Genomic DNA, 21,020 nt, shown 5'->3' on the forward strand with positions numbered 1-21,020 from the left:
TTTGCTTTGGAGAACGACCATGAAAACCTACAAAGGCAATAGCTTGTTTTTCCTTAAATTGAAGATGGCCCTAACTCTGATGGTTATGGTTCCACTGTTTGCATCCTGTGGGATGCACTATAACATCAAGGGCAGCGTGGTTGATGCCCGGACCGGAGAACCGGTGGAAGGTGCTGTGGTGGCTATAAATTGGATCCGGTATAAGCTCGCTCCTCCAGGATATCCAACGCCAAAGGAGCGCTACGGCACCACCGAGGATGTCACCGATTCTCAAGGAATTTTTACCATCCCCTACTACCCCATCGGCACCCATTTTATGGGGATTTATAAAAAAGGATATGTCTGCTGGAGCAGTGATACTGTTTTCAATCCGCAAGGAAAAGACGAGGATGAGATGTTTGTTCGTCGGTGGAAAAAATTGAAAAATGGGATGATGGTCGAGTTGGAACCGAAAAGTAATGACTTTCCTGAGTTGAAGCATGCGAGTTTTGTTCAAACCGTTGGAATAAAGGTGAAATGGCCAACGCCAATGTTCCATGAGGCTACAACAGAAGAAAGAAAGACATACAGAAACCAAATTAAGTCTCGTATGAGGAAAAACAAGAAATGAGACATATTGTATCTACATGCATAATAGTGTCTTCAATAACATTTAATTTTCTCATAGCGTTTGCTTTTAATGATGAAATTATCCATCCAAAGATGTCAAAAGAGGCGTTGGAAGCCTCGCTAACTGTTTCCAATTCATACTTTAAAGATAATTTAATACTACAGTATGGTATTGACACATCAGTTAATGGGAAGTTTCTTTATCAATGGATTCAATACGGCGCAGAAATGGAAGACGATCCCATGTGCCGCGCATCCAACCACTTCCACAACCCTTACCTGGATTGGACCACATCCGGTCTTTCTGACACTCTAAAAATAGTGGATTGGTGGTGCTGGGGTACCAGTTCTTATCCGCCGGACCAAATTAAATCTAATATTACCTGGGCTACCGGTTTCATCGACAGAGGGTATATTGATCCCTATTCCGATGTTCAAGACTTCAACGCGTGGGACTGGGAAAGCGCTAGAAAGTATTACCTGGCTTATTTGACCGGATCGGATCTCGAAGTCGGCAATAACGTGGTCGTAGCAGATGAACAGAGAAGAAACCAATTTCTGACTTATACATTCCGTGCATTGGGCCAACTCATGCATCTGATACAGGATACCGCGGTACCGGCCCATGTCAGAAACGATTTTTCGCAAGGCCATACCCGGTATTTGGCGGAACACGAATCAACCTGGAATATTTTAAAATGGTTCGGTAACCCTTTTGAGGACTACGTAAGGCGAAGAAATAAAACGAGTTGGTTTGATAAAGAGCCGGATAACGGGGATTTTCTGGATTTCAGGATTACCGATCTGTGGGATGCCAATATCCTTCGGGCCGACACGACACCAGACCAGTTGAGTCAAATAAACATGTCCTGTTTAGGCTTGGCCGAGTACACAAGCATCAATTTTTTAAGTATGTTTACCATGTTTAAAACAGATGGCGATGATGGTCCTCTTGTCTTCCCATACCCGAAGCCCGAGCATTGCGTTGTTTTCATGGAGAAGCCTCAAGATGTTCTAACGAACCTTGAACGGCAATATCTGGCCAATTGGAACGGCCATCCCGGAGAAACCATCTACAAACTAGCAGCTGTGGGTTATTTAAAATATTTCCGTGACGCTTATTTTCCCAATATATCCAATGAAAAACTGCCTGTAGCGTTAGATGACAACTGTTATGAAGAATATGCACAAAAACTTATCCCCCGAGCCATCGGCTACTCTGCAGATTTGCTGGATTATTTTTTCCGCGGCCAGCTATCGGTAACGACCATCCCCCGTTTTAACAACAATACGTTTAAAGATATCAAGTTGAATATCCAGAATACCACCGAAACACAGGAGTCCATGTTGGATGGCAACTTCTTTTTGCTAATCCATTATAAAAAAGAAGTACGCGTTCACGGGATATTCCCGTATGAATCAAATCCAGGAAAGGTCAGGCATTATATTACGAAAGTAGGAAGCAATACATTCCACGAGAAATGGGAACGTGGGCTTTTCATTTAAACGGCAGGTCTCTTTCAGTGACAAGATCCGCTCGACCCACCGATTACCCTTTTCGCTTTGGGTTCCCAGACTGCGTTTTCGCCACAGCACACCAAAACGTAAGGCCCGCTCAGCGCGATTATTTGTAGGTTCGACGCCATGGTGATCGAGAAAGGTCCACAGACTGTCCATTTCCCGTACGATCTGACGGGCAAGTCTACCAGCATCGGTCTTGTCCTCCTCCCAAAGGGAGACGGTGAACAAGAAGAACGTATAAAAATCCGACCACTGTTTTGAGTCGGGAGGTTCTTTGGCAAACGATACCAGTTGCCTCAGCCAGGCGGCGACGATTTCTCCGAAGCGGCGAAGGTCGGGTTTCTTTCTTTCCGTCAGGGCATCGGCCTTGCGGATCAGGTGAGCCAGGCAGGTTTGGCGGTGCACCCATTTTTGGTATAGGCCGTATCCATCACTGACCAGAATGCCGTTCCAATCCTGGATTAAGTTTTCGAAGGCCGCCTTAGACCGGTGTGGGTCGATACGATAAAATGCCACCCGTTCATTTACCATGGCCCACAGCCAGTGCAGATCATTTTGCTTAAACCAGGATGTTTCGTCGATGTAGTTACACCAAAAGCGTCGGGCGATCTGGCCGATGCGTTCGTAGACTGGCAATAGCGCATTTGAGGTGCGGTCGACAATTTTCTGGATGGTTCCGGTGGCAATGGGAATGTCTAATACAGATTCGCACAACTTTTTGACATCGTTTCGGCTCATGCCCTTGATGCCGCTCAGTTCACCGATAAAGGCGGTAAAACGAGGACCGTAACCGGTGGACATCTCAGGTGGCAGCATGGCTTTGACCACGTTACCGCAGTTAGGGCAATCGCATTGCTGGAGAAGATAGTGATTGACTTGCATTTCGATTTCGGGAAGCTCAATATGTTGATGTACGTAAAACGTTTTCATCTTTTCCTGATCGAAAGCCGAATGCCCGCATGAGCAACGTTGCGGGGTCAACCAATAGCTCTCGGTCGGGTCCAGCACTTGCTGCTGGTGCGGCTTATGGCCTTTCTGACCGCCTTTAGCCTTTTTGCTCTTTTTTTGCTTTCTCTTCTTCCTCGCAAAAGGTGGATCGGAAGACGGTGGCTTGCTGGAGTTGTGAGAATTTTTCCGGGTCCGAACCTCGAGCTTCTCGAGCCGTTTTTCGTGGAGTGCAATCCGCTGTTCCATATCGAAAAGCGTCCGTTCCAGAGCCATGATGTAATGACGCACCGGCTCTGGCGTCAGTTGCCAATCGAGTTCCGAAAAAGGTCTTTTGAGTGCCATGAAAAGCACCCTATCATAGCCAAAAAGAAAAATCTAGATTTATTTTGAATTATTCCAGATGGTTAGGAACCTTACCTTTGTGTATTGATTTCGGGGACTTGCGAAGCCAATCGGACCATCAAAGTACCCCGTGAATGCTTACAAAAAGAAAATGCAGATGTTTTCGTCCGCGCCGATCACACCCCTTATATCGGCGAACTTGCTTATCAGGACTCCATAGCGCTTTCATTCAAATTCACCACTGTTGAGCCCATTTTTGTTGAAGAATGGAAAGACGTTACCTTCACATTGGCATTTCAGGGCACAATGGGCAATGAAATAGATGCAGTTGTGGGAAAAGTATTCAAGCCGGAAGTAAAGGATCTTTTTATCGAAAATTGGGACAATGGAATAGATAAAGATAAATGGCAGAATACAGGCGATGATGACGACGATTCCACCCAGACAGCAATCGATGGCCACTTGATCATGGAAAGCACTCAATCATCAAACCACGATGGCGTTAGTCGCATCAATTCTTTGGTCAAGGATTTTACCTCCGATGGCAGCGATGGCATACTTATTACGCAAACCACATATTTTCAGTTCAATATTCCCATAATGGAATCTTTTTTTGGAGACCACCCGGAATGGGCCAACCATGCACTTTTGCTGCACTTCAATGACGATACTGTAATCGAATACTCTGGTGACGGCCGTTTACACAACTGGACCTCCTCGGACCTTCTGATTCCTCATGTATTTGACCCTGCGGAAAGAATTACCGACAATATTCACGAGCGGTTTGAAATCGGTGGCCACCCGATACCTGACCCGCTCTACCTGAAATCCATCCAGTTCATGCAATTGGCCTCTTTTGATACATTGAACGATTATTATTTCTACATGGATGTCGATGATATCCGTTTGTTTGATACGCAATGGGAAGAGTGATGAACTGTCATTCATATTAATTCCGATAAAAAGGTGCGAAGTGATGTTTTAGCGCTATCCTTAAATTTCAATATGTTATTTATGTCAAATCAATATCGGAATGAGGTTTGGTCATTTTTTAGAATTCATCAAATGTTTAAAAGATGAGAATGTCCCCTTTTTCCCCATATGGTGAGTATCGAACCGGATATCGGCATCGTCGATTCGGACGGTACGCTATCGGTTGCGCCCATGCAAACCACCACTTACACGATCACGGCCATTGGAACAGGAGGTACGGTCAGCCAGTCTGCGACGGTTAGGGTCGATTCTCCCATCAGCATTAATATCGTTTCTCCGGCAGACGGTGCATCCATTGATCGTCCGGATGTGATGGTTCGGGGCACCTTTGCCAACACCGGCGGCAGTGAGACGGGTATTACCGTCAACGGTGTATTGGCCATGGTTTATGGTAACGAGTTTGTCGTCAACAACGTTCCCCTTGAGCCGGGAACCAATACGATCATAGCAACAGCGATGGATATCAACGGCCATTCCCAGTCGGCCGATGTATCGGTAAGTGCTGCTGTCCCGGAGCATTATATTGAGCTTCATGCCAACATAACTTCGGGCAGCGCACCGTTGGATTTCTCGCTGCATATACGGGGAACATTTTCGATTCAGGATGCAATCATTACCTATACCGGTATCGCTCCTGTTGAACTGATGGAGGTCGAACCGGATGAATTCCAGGTCAGTATGATCGATGAGGGCATTGCCTGGTATACCGCCAAAGTGGTGCACGAAGGCGTGACCTACACGGATACGATTGCGGTTATGGTTGTGGATAAGGAAGAGATAGATTCCTTGCTGCAACAGAAATGGACGGATATGAAAACCGCGCTTTTTGCCAGGAATATTGAAAAGGCAATTGACTATTTTGATGATAATAAGAAAAACTTGTATGAGGAAATATATACAGCATTGGGGGATCATCTCCCCCAAATTGCGGGCGATATGCAGGCAATCTCGATGATTTCAATCGATGATAAAACGGCTAAATTTCGGATCCGCAGGATCGAAACACACAATACCGGAACATACGAGATAACCCATTACATTTACTTTATAGTGGACGATAATGGAATCTGGAAGATTTATCGTTTCTAACCAAATCGCTATCCCAACGAAAGGTACATCCCATGAAGATAACGTTTCAGATGGTTAAACATAATGAAAATGGTGGTATTCCAACCCTGACAGGTGTCTACCGACATGCTTCTGATCGTCTTGAAAGTGCTTCCTTGGTAAAGCGGATTCTCCTGTTGTTTTGTATGTTGTCGGTGCTCAGCAGTTGCATGAGCATTGTATACTACGAGGGCAGTTACCATGGGAAAGTAATCGATTCCAAAACCATGCAACCTATTGCGGGGGCTGTCGTTCTCGGTGTTTGGTATAAAGTATATCATACGGCCGGTGGTGAAGTTACTGAGTTTTATGATTCTCGGGAAACTCTCACGGATAATAATGGTGAGTTCACAATCGAGGGGATGGGGCCCAGAGCTATGACCCACCTTGGGAAAATGGATATCGTAATTTTCAAAGTGGGGTATGAAGACGTCAGTCTAACAAGCTGGGAGTCCTTAAAGATATCTATCTATTACAGAGATCGCGTTAAATGGGAGGGGCGAAAGGCGGTTATTCCGTTGGACAAATGGAGCATTGAACAACGACGAGAAAGATTTAGTGTTCGTGTTGCTGGCCTTTCTGATGAAAAACAATCAATGCTTTTAGATGAAATCAAAAAGGAAAAGTATGATATCAAATAACCCTACAACGTAACTTAGTGTTCTTTGAAAATTTCACGCATGCGTCTTTTTCGATGTGACAAGTAGGCCTGATGGTTCCGGGCCTGTATCCAAGCAACCTGTTCGAGTAGGCTTTCAAGCGTGTGCCGTTTCATTGGCAAAATGAGTTTGATAAGGATCTTAAGCTGCGACAGCGTAATAGATGGCGCTTTTTTTTCCCATCCTGATTTTCAGGTGCCAGAGGAAAAAATGGGCCAGCATGCACGTTAGCATGTGGTGCTGCCATCCAGGAAACTTGCGCACCTCGTAGTGATCCATGCCCAACTCGGTTTTGGCCTCCTCAAAACACTGCTCGATTGCCCAACGCAGGCCGCTGAGCCATACGAGTGTTTTCAGCCTCGTGCTCGATGACGCATTGCTGATGAAATAACTGTATTGCGGATCATCGCCAAGGCTACGTCGGTTTAGCAGCCATACGGTTTTCTGAGGAAGCCCTTCAGCGGACAGGATGACCCGGCGACGGGTAAACTCATAAACGATGGGTCCTTTGGTGCCTTCGGACACCTGCCGACGATACCAAAAATAATCGTTGATGTTCCGGGCCAGTTCTTCCACGGTCAACGGTTTGCTATCAGGATCGACCAAAAGCGTCTTGGTCCTGGTTTTCCCACCCCAGCGATACGATCGGGTAATGGTCATCGGTCGTTTCAGCCAGCATCGTGTATCTTTGGGAACCGATACGAGGTAGGTTTTGTCCGGCAAGGACTCAACCGCGGCGATAAAATCAGGGCTGATCCCGTATATGGAATCGCCAAGCACATACTTGAAAGGCAGGACGTTTTCTTGATTGACAGCGCTGAGCATCTCAACAGCCAGTTGGGGTTTAGTCAGGAAAACCGTATCTTCAGGCAGATTGCACTTTTTCCGGCGCTCGATGTAATCGTCGGTGAACCATTTTTCGGGGAGAAATAGCCGCTTGTCGACCATTGCATATCCGTTTTCCGATACGTAGGCGGCGAAGACGCCAACCTGGCAGTTTTCGACTTTTCCGATGGTTCCGCAGTATTGTTTGGCCACGCCGATAGAGTCCTGGCCCTTTTTAACAAAGCTGCTTTCGTCGAAGATCAAGGCACCGTCAGGACTACCAAGGTCATCGTTAACAAAACTACGATACTTGGTTAATATTTTATCGTCGGCCCATGGCGCATCGCTGACAAAACGTTGCATCGCCCTGACATTGCCATCTTTCACGGCCAGCGCGATAGGCTCGATGGATTTACGCTCAAGCGGGCTGAATTGTCCGGCCATAAATTTTAGAAAGTGCTCTCTGGATTCGCTGCGTTGAAAACAATCGTAGAACTGTTCGTGAAATCCTTTGAGTTCATTCATAAAATCTTTAACATCGCCTTTCCCAAGATCGAATTTTGGAACCGGGTAAAGGTGTTCGTCGCACCGCGTGACTGGTAGCATGGTCTGCCTCCTTTATTAAAGGGTTGTTGCGTAGTATGGCAGACCTTGGGAGAAATTACAAATTAAAAATTAATAAGTAACGTTGTAGGGTTAAAATATGCCCCCATCCCAACAACAATGAACATTTTTCCAGCAAGTTGACATCCCAATTAATAATTGGTAGGTGCGTAAAGACCCACCCGTTTTAGAAACAGATCCATTTTTTTTCGTATCGTTCGATCGCCATTGAGATGCCGGTAAACATTAAAGATGGGCCTATGGATAAACACTTATGCGCTTGATTATCCACTTGCTGATTATCATTTCAATCGCTGTACCGGCTACGGCCGGGGCTTTTCTAATTGAGGGCACGAAGGGCACCAAAATTGTGGCCGTGCAGGTCGCTGTTTTCCATGAGCCCTGGGCCATGACGTTCCTGCCCGATAGCACTCTTTTAGTGACCGAGAAGAGGGGGGTGCTGTGGCATGTTGCCAGCGACGGTTCGAAAACAGAAGTCCGGGGCTTGTGGGAAGTTGCCTATGGCGGTCAGGGTGGATTGGGCGATGTGGTGCTGCATCCTGATTTTGAGCGCAATTCCTGGGTCTATTTGTCATATGCCGAACGAGGGGATGATAACGCCACAATCGGTGCGGTGGTGGTCCGCGCCAAGCTCGATCTAAAAAGCAGCCCGCTCAAACTCACGTCAGTGGAAAAGCTGTGGGTTCAGAAGCCAAAAGTTACTGGAAAAGGTCATTACAGCCATCGCATCGCGTTCGGCCCCGATGGTAAAATGTTCATCACATCCGGAGACCGCCAGAAACTTAAACCGGCCCAGAATTTTGACGGCCATCTTGGTAAGGTGCTGCGCTTAAACGACGACGGAACGTTGCCCGATGATAATCCGTGGCAGAATCGGGGTGAACTGGCCAAGCAATTCTGGACCATGGGTCACCGCAACATGCTGGGCATCGATTTTGATGCCGACAGACGTTTGTGGGTCCATGAGATGGGGCCGCGCCACGGCGATGAGTTGAATCTGATCATTGCTGGTAAAAATTATGGCTGGCCGATCGTGTCGAACGGCGACCACTACTCGGGAATACCGATCCCCGATCATGACACCCGTCCTGACTTCGAACCTCCGCGAACGTTTTGGGTGCCTTCCATTGCACCGTCCGGTCTCGTTATCTATGACGGTGACCTGTTTGCCGATTGGAAAGGCAATGCGATTATCGGTGGACTTGTATCAAGAGCCCTCATTCGTGTTGATTTGAAAGGGGACATTGCCAAAGAATCCGAACGGTTTAAATGGGGAAAACGTATACGCGAGGTCGAACAGGGACCCGAAGGGGCGTTGTATGTGCTCGAGGACAAAACCGGTGGTCGTCTTCTAAAATTGACACCCCGCCGTTAAAAACCATTACGACGAGCCGGGGCAAAACTTTAGCATTGAATTGAGGCTGGGGAACTGCCCTCCTAAAAAATGATCTGAAGAAACCCTATCCGCGGATTCATAGCCCTGTTAACACAAAATTTATTCCGACCGCTTCTTTATAACCCAATCAATAATGTCATTCGGATTGGGCGGGTCATACTGAGTTTCGATCATTTCGTTAGCTTTTTCAGATGCCTCTTTATTATCATTGACGTCAGGTAAATTTTGTTGTTCATTAATTTTTAATTTCAAATTAGCTAATTGGTTTTTTAATTTTTTAATATCGATTTTGTTTTGGTCCATTGCCGTTTCGTACCTGATTATAATATCCCGAAGTTTATATACCCTTTCCTCTAAGTCGGCGATCGAAAAATTCTTTTTTGAAAGTTCGAATTGAAGTCTTTCATTTGTCTTTTTTTCATTCTGTAGCTCATCTTTAAGACTTGTAAGTGTTTGATTATTGTTAACTATAATATGTTGCTGCTCAGCCGATGCGGATTGAAGTTCACCGACACGCGCATTTGCATGCTTCAGTTCAGAAACAAGGGTATCTAATTGTTTGCCATTAGTGTCCAGTTTTACAGGTTTGTCCAGTTGCGTGTGGACCTGGCCATCTGAATCATGACTTTCAATTTTTGTACTGGCTTTATTGTGGCCCTGTATTCCAATCCCTTTAATTGCTGGCAGAAGTGTATCTGGTGATCTTCCTGTAAAGATTCTCAATGTGTTTGCAAAAATATTGTTATTTTTTGGTGAAGCGTCTTTGAGGTTGTATGAATAATTAAAAATGACGAAAATGAAACATATTAAGGCCAACAAAGATGATGCTATATATCTAAACTTGTAAGTTATAAAACCTGATTTGATGAATTTGAACAATTTGTGTGACCTGTTGGATTTTGTTGAGCTGTTTTTATACGAGAAATTGTAGCTTTTTACACATTCTTTAATGAGCCTTGAATTAATATGTTTAATATTTTTTTTGTATCCTTTTAATAGAGCGAAATCGCAGATATTGTTTATCATGCGGGGAATGCCTTGAGAAAATTCGTATATCTCCCGAAAAGCATTAGAACTGAATATATTATTATTGGTTCCTGCAACCTTTAGTCGATGTTTGATATAATATGCTAATTCAAATTCCTCCAATGGATCCAAGGTGAAAATAAAGGTAAACCTTTTCCTGATAGCATCGTTACCTAACAACGTGCGGTTGGCATCTTTCTGTCCGATAAAGATTATGGCAACTATTGGTTTGGAAAATTTACCAATCTTGGAAAGCATATCGATTTGATTTAAAATATTTGGTTTCAGCCTTTGAAACTCTTCAATGACAATAATTACCTTGATATCCTTTTCAGATGCAATTTTAAGAAATATTTCAAAATGCATCATGAATTCATTTTTGTTTTTAAATCTTTCTTTGATGCCTAATAATGACCCAACCATATTAAAAAAATCTTGTTCTCCCAGAGAAGGATCCGATATCCGTGCATAAATGATCTTTTTGTTCAGTATGTGTAATAAGGCATTTACTATTGTCGTTTTGCCCGTACCCGGTTCGCCAATTAGGGCCACCTGTTTGTTGTCGTTTAAAATGCCATATTTTAAAGACAAAAGCGCCTTCTTGTGCTTTTCACCAAGCCACAGAAACCGATGATCGGGAGATACATCGAAAGGTTTGAAATTCAGATTGTAATAATTAAGATACATGGCCGGGAACATTTAGACACGAACGGGAAAAAGAAGTTTTGGATTAAGGGTCATTTTGATATGGCTCATAGCCATAAACGACTCAAAGTCGTCATGGCTTTTAAAAAACAGGCTCGTCCTATAAACAAAAGTTTTCCGTAATTATTCACTCAATATATTCTTAACCGCTTCCAGAATGGGGTTTATCTCAGTCGGACTATTCTCCGGAGACCGCTTGGTTCTTGCGAGATATTTTTTAACACAATCATATTGCTCCCAGCCACGCAAAGGATAATCCAGGTCAACGGATTTCCACTTCGGATGCCCGTTTTTCATAAGCCAATCCATATTCGAATTAACGACCTCTGCAAACTGACCCACAAACTGGCAATTGGCTCTTCTGAAATTAAACGATACCAGCACTGCTTTGACAGCAACCGTATTAATTGTCTCCGGTTGCCACGGGTATGTGTTATCAGGGATTTCAGCTATCGGATAAAATTCGGTAATGCTTTTGTTCAAGATTGGAATTAAAGCAAGATTATCGTCCATCGTTACATCTTCCTTGAATAATTTAACAGGGTACCCTGCCACATAGAACATCGCGTCTATTGCGCCATTTTTCAATTGTGAAAGCGCCTCGTCTGTACCAATCGCAATCAACTCCCTGGGCCTGACATCGGAAACTTCAAACAATAACTTTGCGGTAAGGTAGGTACCGCTGCCTTCTTTTCCGATTGCAACGCTTTTCTCAGTCAAGTCGTCAAAATCTTTAATATCCGGTTTCCCAAGCAAATGAATTTCTTCATTATACAATGGAAATATCATTTTTGTTTTCTTGGCAATCCGCTTCAAGACCGGATCATTTTGAACCCGGGATACAAAGGCCAAAACATCCGATTGCACAATTCCCATTTGCGTCCGAGGTCTCTTGTATACCGCGTAAAGGTTTTCGATAGACCCTGTGGAATTATAAACCTTGAGTCGGATGCCTTTTTCTTTAACAAGCTCCTGTAAATTGAGTCCAAATTGGTAGTATGTGCCTTTTTCCCCTCCCGTGATAACACCCAGGTCCACTGCCAAAGACGAAGTCGCCAGGAATACGATTAACTGCAATACCCCACAAAACACCACCAATCCCTTTTTCATGCCATAATCTCCCCGGTTTCTGGTTAACCAACAAGAGGATTCTACATTGTCACCGTATTTACGAGTATATAAAGCTTTCAATTTAAACTTCATGAGGGGTTTATCAGAAACCTGCCAGACAGAATGTAATCAGCTCAGATTAAACGCTATCTGGTTTACTGCCTTTTTTTAATTCACGAGAATGTCGTTTTTCGCGGACCTGCCCGATCAACAGGTCGAATCGATGCGGCAGGCCGGGTGTTTTATCCCAATGGAAAGGGGGCGCCCAGGGCGGCATTACTTTCGCCCGGGGCTGCAATCGGCAATTTCAGGGGCATTTTTCCCCAGAATGTTTTCGTGGCTGGCACCGGCTTTGACAGAGAATTCAAAGTTCTTGTGGCGGCCAAGTTTTTCAGGATGTGGCTACAGCTTCAATTGCAGTGAAAGACATGTGGTTCATCGTCAGGTGGGAAAGCCACGAACGATCAGGCACTAAATAATAAAACTTATAATTTATTCTTGTCAATACACAGATTTTTCAGCAAGTCCTGCCATAACCGGCCTGATGGCACGCCCTGGGGAGATAGCCAGGCCGGCTGGAAACAACGTGTTCCCCCGGTTCGGAGAACGGGTTTGGTCCACCGGGGGTGGCATGGCGATGTCCCGGCTTACCGTCTGCCTGCAGGTACGCGTCTGCTGCCCTGTAACCGGTTCGAAACAAACGCCGCTAGAAAATTAAGGACGTCGCCTATGCCTTTGGCCAGGTTTTAATGATCTGCAGGACCTCTCTGATGTATGCGCACTCGCATTCCGCCAGACAGGGTTCTAAATCTTCTTTCCGGAGGCAATGCTCCGGGCAGTGGTCACTGCCTGTTGCACGCTTTTGAAATACGGGCCCGTGATAAAGGTCAACGAAATAAGAGGCAGGGATAGCCAATGTGCTGCCGCAAGAATGGTTGAAGTAGAACAACCCGGTTGTAAACTTTTTAAAATTCGGCTGGTACCCGATGACGTGTAATTCCGGGTCATCCATAAAACGATTCCGTGATTCCCACGAAGAACCGCAATTATTGCATTTTTTGAAGGCTGCATGGCTTTCTGGCTGTCTGACGGTCGGCTTCATTTCTTTCATTCCCTGTCAAGGGCAGACGGTCGCAGATACATAAACGTTCAATGTGTCATCGTCCTGCACCATTGTAATGATCCGTCTGCTCTGCCTTTGGCCCTGCTTTGAACTCGGGGGCGGGGCCAACCATAATGTTTACGTTGAGCGGGAACGCATGGAAGCATGGGGGCTAAAGGGCTTCCAACGGTCCCTTCCGACACCTGGAAGCAGATCCGACGCAGTGTTCTCACCCATGGCATGCGCTGACCCTTCTTCCGCCAGGCCGGCTTTCCGGTAAGATGATGACTTTTCAGGCAACGGTCGGAAGGACGGGCAACAAGGAACCAACGTTTACTGCCCCCCCTGAAGTTTGAATTCCCAGGGAGGCACCAGATCAAAACCCGACCAGATGCCCAGCTTATACTTTCTGGCGTGAGATTCTAATTTTTTCCAGGACGCACACGCCTCGACCCTGCACCTGCCCGGGTTCACCCACGAGTAGCCGTTTGCCACCATCGCCGCGTTCACGCTGGTGTCTTTGCCCCTGCGAGTCACAATGGCATGGGATCGGCCAATCCGATCGATTTCCACCACCTTGATTTCCAGGGGATGCTCCCAAATCAGGCGCTTTAAAAAACGCGTGGCGGAGACATTGCCGTCCTGTCCACTCTCCGGGGCATCGATTCCATAGAGCCGGACACTGACCCTTTCCCCCTGCACGCTGACACTGAGTGTGTCTCCGTCATACACTCTGAATACCTTCGCCGCGGCGGCATATGTGAAATCAAGGCCGGTCGTCAGAGGGATGGAGACCGATGCGCATAGGAGCACCAACATCCTGATTCGTTGCATTCGCGTTACCCTGCCTTCCGTTCGTTTTCGATTCCATCAATGGTGTCTGCTTCACCTGCGGTTTAAATATCCTAACCATTCGTCGATTCAACAGCAACCTTTTGGTCAGCCGGTCTCGATGAAACCGAACGACCTGCCGCCGACACGGTCCGTGGACGCCCATCTGAATCGTCAAAAAAAAGCAGGCGGGCCCATCTTGCTGACAAAATGATATATAAAATGATGGATGACTGATATTTCATCTTGGCCGATCGGTTTACAGTCCTTATTTTAATTCTCAAACGGATTCTCTTTGAAGGGAGGTGAGGCGCATGAACGATGATATCGAACAAGGCATTCTTTCCCTGCTGGCCAGGGAGTGGGATTTCAAAGGGCCTCCGGGAATTCTGGACATCAGTGATATCACGGCGGTTCTCCCGTTGGCGCCCAGCGATGTGGTTGCCGGCCTCAAGGCGCTGTTTGAACGTGGTCTGGTCGACATGAACCGCCTGAAGACAAGCGCCTTTCTGACGCCGGAAGGCTATGACGCCGCCAACCGATCCTGACCCGGAGCGGCCATCCATTCGCGGATGCGCCCGGGCTGCTGGCTTTTCTCGCCCCTGCATGGCCTGACGCTTTTTTTATCTTTTTTCTCATTCAAGTTTAAAGGAGAAGGGCCGAACTAATATCAGACCCCTTCACCTTGCGAGGAAAGAGATGATTTTCAATGGAGAGCTGAGTAAATACCATCCTGCCGACGCCATCATGTTCCTTTCCCAACTGAACTTGAACGGCGTTCTTTCCATCAACGCGCATCGGCGCCTGATCACGCTCAGTTTCGACAACGGGTTTATCGTCGATGCCTGTTCCGTGAAAGGGGACGCCAAAATTATGCAGGGGCTGATCTTCAACCGACGGGTAACGGCCGATCAGGTCAGGCACATCCGGCGCATACAGGTGGAAACCGGGCTGCCGATTCGTGCGATTTTATCCCAGATCGACCTGTTTCCCCTCGCGACGGTCGAAGACATCCTGCTCACCGGAATGAAAGAGGTGCTGCTGGAGATGTTTTTACTCGACGAGGGCGCCTTCCATTTCACGGATACACCGGTGGCCGTGGACGCCCTGGAAACGAAACTGGATGCCCGCATGCTGGCCATCTCCGTGGCCGCCCAATCCGATGAGCACCGCGATTTCGTCAAGGGAATCATCTCGCTCGACCGTGAAATTCTGGTCTGCACCCACGATCAGGGGGCATCGGCCATGTCGACCGAGGTGCAGGTGGTCATGCGGCTGGCCGCTTCCTGCGGGACCGTTGGGCAGGTTCTGGAAAAAGCACCCTTTGACAGCGCCACGGTGGTGGCGATCATCAAGACGCAAATGGAAAAGGGGGCCATCACCCTGCGTCCCGGCGATGCGGCCGAACCTCCGGCCTTGCCCGAATCCGGTGGAGACCCCCTGTTCGGGGCTTTCCGCCAGGCGCTGAAAAAACTGGTGTTGAGTGACGATCCCTTGAAGCGCATCGAGGCGCTGGTCACCTTTTGCCAGGGCTTTTACGACAGCATCCTGATCCTCTCCGCCAAAGCGGGGCAGGTGGTGCACTGCAAACAGCTGCGCAGGGTGGGAGATGGCCACGGGATGGATCAACAGTCAACTGCCGGATGCCTGGGCGTACTGGCTGAAGAGCCTGTTCTGGATGCGGTCCACCGCTCAGGTGTCGGTTTTTTCGGCGACCGGTTCCGTTCCCGGCTGCTGGACCGGCTGTCCGGCGCCTGCGAACCAGGCGAATGTGCACTGATTCCCGTGGTCAGCAAGGGGAAGGTGGCCGTGTTTATTTATGTATTCAGTGAAAACGGTTTTGCGGGCCTTTCCCCTCAGCACTACCTCGAACTGCTTTCGTGGATGGTGGCGCCACGCAAAGCGGCCGCCGCCGGCCATCCGTCGCCTTCCACGCCGGCCGATCCGCCGGATGCCGGTCAGCCCGATGCGCCGACCGGCTCCTTCAGCCCGGACCGCCTGGTGTCCGGGATAAATGAACTGCCCCCCCTGCCGACGCTGGTGACCCGTGCACTCGACATGCTTTCCGATCCGGACGTTGACGTTGACGCCCTTGAGCGGGTGATCGGCAAAGATCAGTCGCTGGTGACGAAACTGATCAAGATCAGCAATTCGGCACTCTACGGCGGGCTCCAACGTGTCGAATCCCTGCACCAGGCGCTGGCACGGCTGGGCGCCCGAACAACCAGGAGCCTTGTCCTGTCTGCATCCATGCAGGCCTACTTTTTCAAAAGCAACCCCGGCATGCGCACCTGGGGGCAGTTTTTATGGCAGCATGCGGCCGAATGCGGCATGGCCGCCCGCCGGATTGCCGCCGCCACCGGATACGAAGACCCGGAACAGGCCTTCGTCGGCGGGGTGCTGCACGATATCGGAAAACTGGTGCTCCTGCTGGTGGGTGCAGATTCATACCGCCAGATACAGAATCTGAGAAAGCGCGAAGGGCTCTCCGACCACGAGGCAGAAAAAAAGATCATCGGCACCGATCACATGGAGGTCGGTGAACTGTTGATGAAAAAATGGAAAATGCCCGAATCGGCGATGATTTGTGTGAAGTATCATCATCACGTCCCCAATGCGGAACCCGGCAGGCACCTGGCCGCCATCACCGCATATGCCAACCACCTGAGCCACCTGCACGGCAGCCAGCTGCAGTGGTTCGTCCAGGACCCCGAAGGCGTCGCCGGCCGAATGGCCGGTGATCTGGGGCTGTCCGCGGCCGTCAATGCGGCGCTGGTCGAATCGGTGCTCAGCGACTTTCAGCAGGCAGACCTGCTCTGACTGCATGCGCTGCGGTTTCAGACAGCAGTGGTGACGGCTATTATTATATGATCCATGGCCGTTTCCAGTCGCTTTCCCGATTAATTCGACTCGGGCTAAATGGTATGGATCCAGTTCAACCATCTGTATTGTGCCTGGTCCAATGGGTTTTTCCAACCACCCGCACGCCCAGCGATCGCGTTTATTGAGAATTGCCGGGCTTTGCACCCCTGCCTTGATTAATCCCGGTTGTGATGGTAATTTCCCCGCTTTCGTGCCATGGGTTCGCCATGATGCCGTGTTCGCCCCTGCGGCGAATGAAATTCCTGTGAAAAACCGGATCGGACCGAATTGGCCAAGAAAGGCCACCGTGGTCGTCGAGGAGGAGCTTGTGGGGATCGACGCCTTACAGGCCATGGCCATCCTTCATGAAGACAGGGTTACGGGCAAGCCGCCATCAACATCGAGGCGGTATGAAAGAGGATTGGGAAGGGGCCGATATTCAAAAGATTGAGGGATTCATATGAGCCTGCAGTCCAAAAAATCATTTGCCGCAATAGACTACCAGCGTTGCGATATAAAAACATGTGCCCCTGAAAAGGGCCTTTGTCCGGCCGTGCCGGCGTGTGCCCACAAAGTGATCAAACAACTGGACGGTGTTTTTGAATCACCGATAATTTTTCAGGATATGTGCATGGGATGCTGGGACTGTATCGATGCATGCCCGTTGGATGCCATTGGAATGACGCATATCGGCGCATGAGGTTTTGCCATGCAAGGTAATCAGGCGGTTTTAAAAATGCCGGCGTATCTGGCGGATTTCAGGTGCCTCGGTCCGAAATGCGAAGACCACTGCTGTTATGGGTGGGATGTCATCGTCGATAAACGATCCTACCAGCGGTATCGAAAACCGAGCTCCACGGATCTCGGCCAGCGGCTTCGAGCGGGGGTGCGGCGCAATCGCAAGGATTCCTCCGTTGCACGCTATGCTCGAATTGTGCGTTCCGGCGATGCGTGCCCCTTTCTAACAGCGGACCGGTACTGCCGGATTCATGCCGAACTGGGTGAGAACTGGCTTCCGGATACCTGCGCCGTTTTTCCCCGGCACCTGCGGGCCAGGCACGGATGGATCGACCTCTCCGCCTCTCTGGCCTGCCCGGAGATTGCGCGCCGGGCGCTGGGCAATCCCCACGGGATCACTGTCGTCGAAGCGTGCCTGGACCCTGAAGCGGCTGAAAACCTGCGTGCGGTCGAGCCGAAGATGCCCATCGAGGAGGAAACCGCCGGCCTGTCGTTGAGGGCATGCGCCTTGTCCCTTTTGCGAGACCGGCGGCATGCGTTGTGGCGGCGTCTTATGGCGCTCGGCTATTTCCTGGAGATGGTCGGACGCGCTGAGGCCGCGCCGGGGACAACAAATGTGCCGGCGATCGTGGACGCGTTTACCCGTCGCCTGGATTCCGGCGATTGGATGGCCCGGACTGAAGAAGCACCTGCGCTGACCGGGATGCAACTGCAACTCACCCGACGGCTGCATGACGAAATGATTCCTTCCGTCTGCGTTGAAGCCTTCAAGCGTTGCGCCGGGGAATGCCTTGCCGGACTTTACTACTCCGGTCCGCAACCGTTCACCGAGACCATCGGCCGCCGTTACGATTCCGCCTTCGAGCAGTTCTACCGTCCGTTTTTCCGGCAATACGGTTTCATGCTGGAAAACTTCCTGGTCAGCTATCTGCTGCACCACGACATCGGCTTTCATCGCGGCCAACGGCTGTATACCGATTACGTCATGATGGTGCTGAATTTCGCCATGCTCAAGACCTATCTGGTCGGCATGGCCGCATGGCATCGGGAAAACTTCCATCCGGACATGGTCACCCGGTTGATCTATTCCTTCACCAAAGTGATCGAACCGGATACCCGCTTCAGGGAGTATTCGCTGGGTCTGCTGGCCCAAAGCGGTTGCACGGACATGATGCACCTGGCGGTTTTGATCAAGAATTGACGAGACGGCTGCATTTCAGGGGTGATGGTTCCGGCCGCATTCACTGTCCGATGACGGACGTCGGAGGGGTAACCAGGTCCGTGAATCAAGGGGCCGTGGATTTTTTAAGGCCGGCCTGCATGTAATTGTCGATAGCTGCATGCAGGGTATCGACCGCCAGGGTCGAGCAGTGCCAGTGGTCCCTCGGGAGCCCACCGACAGCGTGGCGAATCATGGCCGAATCGATGTCCAGAATTTGTTCGGGCGTTTTGCCCTTGGCAAGATCCACCGCCGCGCAGATACAGTTGAAGCTGTGGGCACACCCGTTGGTCCACGGAGAACCCTCGATCATTCGGTCTTGCTGAAACCGGAGACGGACCTCCATGGTGTCGCCGCAGCTGCCGACTACCCGCGCCTTGCCGTCGGGGCTCGATACATGGGGGTTGAGCCAGTAATAAGCGGCAAACCATGCCAGCGCGACGGCCAGGAGAATTCCGGTGCCCAAAAGGATGCTGGCGCCGTTCGTCATGATAATGCCCCCGGTCGGTTGTGCGGTTCGATCCTGCGACCGGCCTCCGCCCGTTTACAGGGCAAGCGCTTCCTGTTCGGTCGGTTCGTGGCTGTCATCCTTCTGGAACAGCGGGCGCGCACTGTGGGTTTGAATCGCATGGGCCATGAAGCAGGCCTTGATGCAGGCCTCCTCGCATTGAGGTCCATATTCCAGGCACTTGTGATGATCGATGCGGATGACCCCGTCGACCAGGGCCACTGCCTCGGCCGGGCAGGCCCGTATGCAGGACATGCAGTGAATGCAGCCCGCCTCGCAGATCTGGTGGGTCACCTTGCCGTTGTCCAGGCTGCTGCAACGCATGACCGCGCGCGCTTTTTTGGGCACCAGGGTGATCAGGTGCTTCGGGCAGGTCTTGACGCAGGTGCCGCAACCCACGCAGAGGTCTTCATCGATTACCGGGAAATGGTTTTCCATGGTGATGGCGTCAAAGGGGCAGGCACCGGCACATTCGCCGAAACCGACGCACCCGTATTGACAGTCCGTCGGGCCGGCAAAGGCCAGATTGGCCCCCGAGCAGCGCCCGTATCCGATGTAATCGTATTTCTGGTAGTCCTTGCGGATGGAGCGGGCGCAGTGTACGACCGCCACCAGATCCTCCATGGCTCCCATCTGCTTGCCTGTGATTTTGGCCACGGCCTCTGCGACCGACGCTTTGCCGGGGAAGCACAAATTGGGGGCGACGTCCGGGTCGGTGACCACGGCCTCGGCATACGCTTCGCATCCTGCGAAGCCGCAGCCGCCTCACTGGGCCCCGGCCAGAACTTCCTTGACCGCCTCCACTTTGGGATTGACTTCGACGGCGAACTTATGGGCCGCCATTGCCAATCCGATGCCGAAAAAAAGCCCGATGCTGCCCAGCAGCACCAGTCCTCCGATTGCCAGTTTGATGTATAAGGGATCCATTAGAAACGTTCCTTAGAAGATCGACATGCCGGAGAATCCCATGAACGAGAGGGCAAAAAGACCGGCCACGATGAACGCGATCGGCAACCCCCGGTAGGATGGTGGAATCTCGGCGAGTTCAAGTCTCTCACGCACGGAAGACATCAGGAAAAGGGCCAATAGAAACCCGAGCCCGGCTCCCAGGGCCAGCATGAGGCTTTCAAACATATTGTATTCGTTGTCGGCCAGGATCAACGGCACGGCGATGACGATGCAGTTGGCGATCACCAGCACGAGATAAACGCCGAACGCCTTGAACAGGGCCGGGTTGATTTTGCGCAGGATCGTGTCCACGGCCTGAACGGTGAGCGACACCAGTCCGATGAAAACGATAATCTGCAAGTAGTCCAGGCGGTAGGGCTTGAGCACGAACTGGTAAAGGAACCACGACATCAGGGATGCGAAGACGATCACGAAGGTGAAGGTGATCCCCATGCCTACGGCGGTGCTTTTCTTCTGGGACGTGCCGAAAAAGACGCAGAGCCCTAAATATTTGGAAAAGACGAAGTTCTGAATGAGCAGGGCGCCCAGCAGAATGCCGAACAGATGCCCGAAGTAGGGCTTGGATACGATGACCCCCTGTGTGCCCAGCGGCCGGCCCTGGGAAACGATCTCCTTGGCGACCACCTGGTGGGATTGGTCCTGGTTGATGGGGTCGGCCAGCGTGAGGGTCAACCGGGTCTGATCCGGGTTCAGATCGACGCTCCGGAGGTTCAGGAGAATGTCGGGGTCCGGCTTCTCGTTGACCGTGAAATGGTCGCGGTCTGCGGCCCAGTCCGGATCCACCGGGCCGGCGAAGGTCAGCACGATCTGGTCCGTTTTTTCGAACCGGGCTGTTTTGATGAAATTGGGCGCTTTGCACCCGCCGATCAGAAGCGTGGCGATCAGCAGAACGAACGTCCCGATTGCTGTTGCGTTTTTTTTCATTT

General features: G+C 50.0%; 19 protein-coding genes. 11 read left to right on the forward strand and 8 right to left on the reverse strand.

Annotated elements, in window-relative coordinates; all coding sequences use genetic code 11:
- Positions 1–19 precede the first annotated feature (19 nt).
- Positions 20–610: a carboxypeptidase-like regulatory domain-containing protein gene (locus DSCA_RS27795; RefSeq protein WP_155319541.1), complete on the forward strand. Its 591-nt coding sequence runs from the start codon at positions 20–22 to the stop codon at positions 608–610.
- Positions 607–2,115 (forward strand): hypothetical protein, encoded by a 1,509-nt coding sequence (locus DSCA_RS27800; protein WP_155319542.1) that lies wholly within the window; start codon positions 607–609, stop codon positions 2,113–2,115. The genes DSCA_RS27795 and DSCA_RS27800 overlap by 4 nt, the downstream gene beginning before the upstream one ends.
- Here the strand turns inward: DSCA_RS27800 and tnpC are convergent.
- A complete protein-coding gene (tnpC, locus tag DSCA_RS27805) occupies positions 2,029–3,420 on the reverse strand; it encodes an IS66 family transposase (RefSeq protein WP_155316279.1) in 1,392 nt (463 codons plus the stop codon). The genes DSCA_RS27800 and tnpC overlap by 87 nt on opposite strands.
- Positions 3,421–3,504: 84 nt before the next feature.
- Here tnpC and DSCA_RS27810 point away from each other — a divergent pair, with 84 nt between their 5' ends.
- The 3 genes from DSCA_RS27810 (at position 3,505) to DSCA_RS27820 (ending at position 6,161) form a co-directional block, all read left to right on the forward strand.
- Positions 3,505–4,353 (forward strand): hypothetical protein, encoded by an 849-nt coding sequence (locus DSCA_RS27810; protein ID WP_155319543.1) that lies wholly within the window; start codon positions 3,505–3,507, stop codon positions 4,351–4,353.
- Between the two features lie 231 nt (positions 4,354–4,584).
- The gene (locus tag DSCA_RS27815; protein ID WP_155319544.1) at positions 4,585–5,502 is read left to right on the forward strand and encodes a hypothetical protein; all 918 of its coding nucleotides are present in this window, start codon (positions 4,585–4,587) and stop codon (positions 5,500–5,502) included.
- Positions 5,503–5,534: 32 nt separating this feature from the next.
- Entirely contained in the window at positions 5,535–6,161 is a 627-nt protein-coding gene (locus DSCA_RS27820; RefSeq protein WP_155319545.1) for a carboxypeptidase-like regulatory domain-containing protein, read from the forward strand.
- A 159-nt stretch (positions 6,162–6,320) separates the two neighbouring features.
- On the opposite strand, the gene DSCA_RS27825 is transcribed toward DSCA_RS27820, so the two are convergent.
- Positions 6,321–7,610, reverse strand: coding sequence for an IS701 family transposase (locus DSCA_RS27825; RefSeq protein WP_155319546.1), 1,290 nt, complete (start codon positions 7,608–7,610; stop codon positions 6,321–6,323).
- 271 nt (positions 7,611–7,881) lie between these two features.
- Between DSCA_RS27825 and DSCA_RS27830 the strand changes: the two genes are divergently transcribed.
- On the forward strand, positions 7,882–9,003 hold the full coding sequence (locus DSCA_RS27830; RefSeq protein WP_155319547.1) for a PQQ-dependent sugar dehydrogenase: 1,122 nt from the start codon (positions 7,882–7,884) through the stop codon (positions 9,001–9,003).
- 120 nt (positions 9,004–9,123) lie between these two features.
- On the opposite strand, the gene DSCA_RS27835 is transcribed toward DSCA_RS27830, so the two are convergent.
- The 3 genes from DSCA_RS27835 to DSCA_RS27845 all read right to left on the reverse strand — a co-directional run bounded on the left by DSCA_RS27835 (position 9,124) and on the right by DSCA_RS27845 (position 13,699).
- Positions 9,124–10,641, reverse strand: a complete 1,518-nt coding sequence (locus DSCA_RS27835) for an AAA family ATPase (RefSeq protein ID WP_167527984.1) — start codon at positions 10,639–10,641, stop codon at positions 9,124–9,126.
- A gap of 237 nt (positions 10,642–10,878) precedes the next feature.
- Positions 10,879–11,865 (reverse strand): TAXI family TRAP transporter solute-binding subunit, encoded by a 987-nt coding sequence (locus DSCA_RS27840; protein ID WP_155319549.1) that lies wholly within the window; start codon positions 11,863–11,865, stop codon positions 10,879–10,881.
- A 1,435-nt stretch (positions 11,866–13,300) separates the two neighbouring features.
- Positions 13,301–13,699 carry a thermonuclease family protein gene (locus DSCA_RS27845; RefSeq protein ID WP_167527985.1) on the reverse strand — a complete coding sequence of 133 codons (399 nt, stop codon included), beginning with the start codon at positions 13,697–13,699 and terminating at the stop codon, positions 13,301–13,303.
- Between the two features lie 413 nt (positions 13,700–14,112).
- Between DSCA_RS27845 and DSCA_RS27850 the strand changes: the two genes are divergently transcribed.
- The 5 genes from DSCA_RS27850 to fliB all read left to right on the forward strand — a co-directional run bounded on the left by DSCA_RS27850 (position 14,113) and on the right by fliB (position 18,599).
- Positions 14,113–14,346: a hypothetical protein gene (locus DSCA_RS27850; RefSeq protein WP_155319551.1), complete on the forward strand. Its 234-nt coding sequence runs from the start codon at positions 14,113–14,115 to the stop codon at positions 14,344–14,346.
- Between the two features lie 151 nt (positions 14,347–14,497).
- On the forward strand, positions 14,498–16,618 hold the full coding sequence (locus DSCA_RS27855) for an HDOD domain-containing protein (protein ID WP_155319552.1): 2,121 nt from the start codon (positions 14,498–14,500) through the stop codon (positions 16,616–16,618).
- A gap of 142 nt (positions 16,619–16,760) precedes the next feature.
- The gene (locus DSCA_RS27860; protein ID WP_155319553.1) at positions 16,761–17,111 is read left to right on the forward strand and encodes a hypothetical protein; all 351 of its coding nucleotides are present in this window, start codon (positions 16,761–16,763) and stop codon (positions 17,109–17,111) included.
- Positions 17,112–17,120: 9 nt separating this feature from the next.
- Positions 17,121–17,360 (forward strand): 4Fe-4S binding protein, encoded by a 240-nt coding sequence (locus tag DSCA_RS33390; protein WP_155319554.1) that lies wholly within the window; start codon positions 17,121–17,123, stop codon positions 17,358–17,360.
- A gap of 9 nt (positions 17,361–17,369) precedes the next feature.
- Positions 17,370–18,599: a flagellin lysine-N-methylase gene (gene fliB / locus DSCA_RS27870; protein WP_155319555.1), complete on the forward strand. Its 1,230-nt coding sequence runs from the start codon at positions 17,370–17,372 to the stop codon at positions 18,597–18,599.
- An 85-nt stretch (positions 18,600–18,684) separates the two neighbouring features.
- Here fliB and DSCA_RS27875 read toward each other — a convergent pair whose 3' ends face one another.
- From DSCA_RS27875 to DSCA_RS27885, 3 genes are read right to left on the reverse strand one after another with little or no spacing between them, the layout of a single operon-like run.
- Positions 18,685–19,107 (reverse strand): iron-sulfur cluster assembly scaffold protein, encoded by a 423-nt coding sequence (locus DSCA_RS27875; protein ID WP_155319556.1) that lies wholly within the window; start codon positions 19,105–19,107, stop codon positions 18,685–18,687.
- A 54-nt stretch (positions 19,108–19,161) separates the two neighbouring features.
- Positions 19,162–20,052 carry an RnfABCDGE type electron transport complex subunit B gene (gene rnfB, locus DSCA_RS27880; RefSeq protein WP_407924219.1) on the reverse strand — a complete coding sequence of 297 codons (891 nt, stop codon included), beginning with the start codon at positions 20,050–20,052 and terminating at the stop codon, positions 19,162–19,164.
- A 12-nt stretch (positions 20,053–20,064) separates the two neighbouring features.
- Positions 20,065–21,018 (reverse strand): Rnf-Nqr domain containing protein, encoded by a 954-nt coding sequence (locus tag DSCA_RS27885; protein WP_155319557.1) that lies wholly within the window; start codon positions 21,016–21,018, stop codon positions 20,065–20,067.
- Positions 21,019–21,020 lie beyond the last annotated feature (2 nt).

The sequence above is a fragment of the Desulfosarcina alkanivorans genome (assembly GCF_009688945.1).
GTDB classification, from domain to species: domain Bacteria; phylum Desulfobacterota; class Desulfobacteria; order Desulfobacterales; family Desulfosarcinaceae; genus Desulfosarcina; species Desulfosarcina alkanivorans.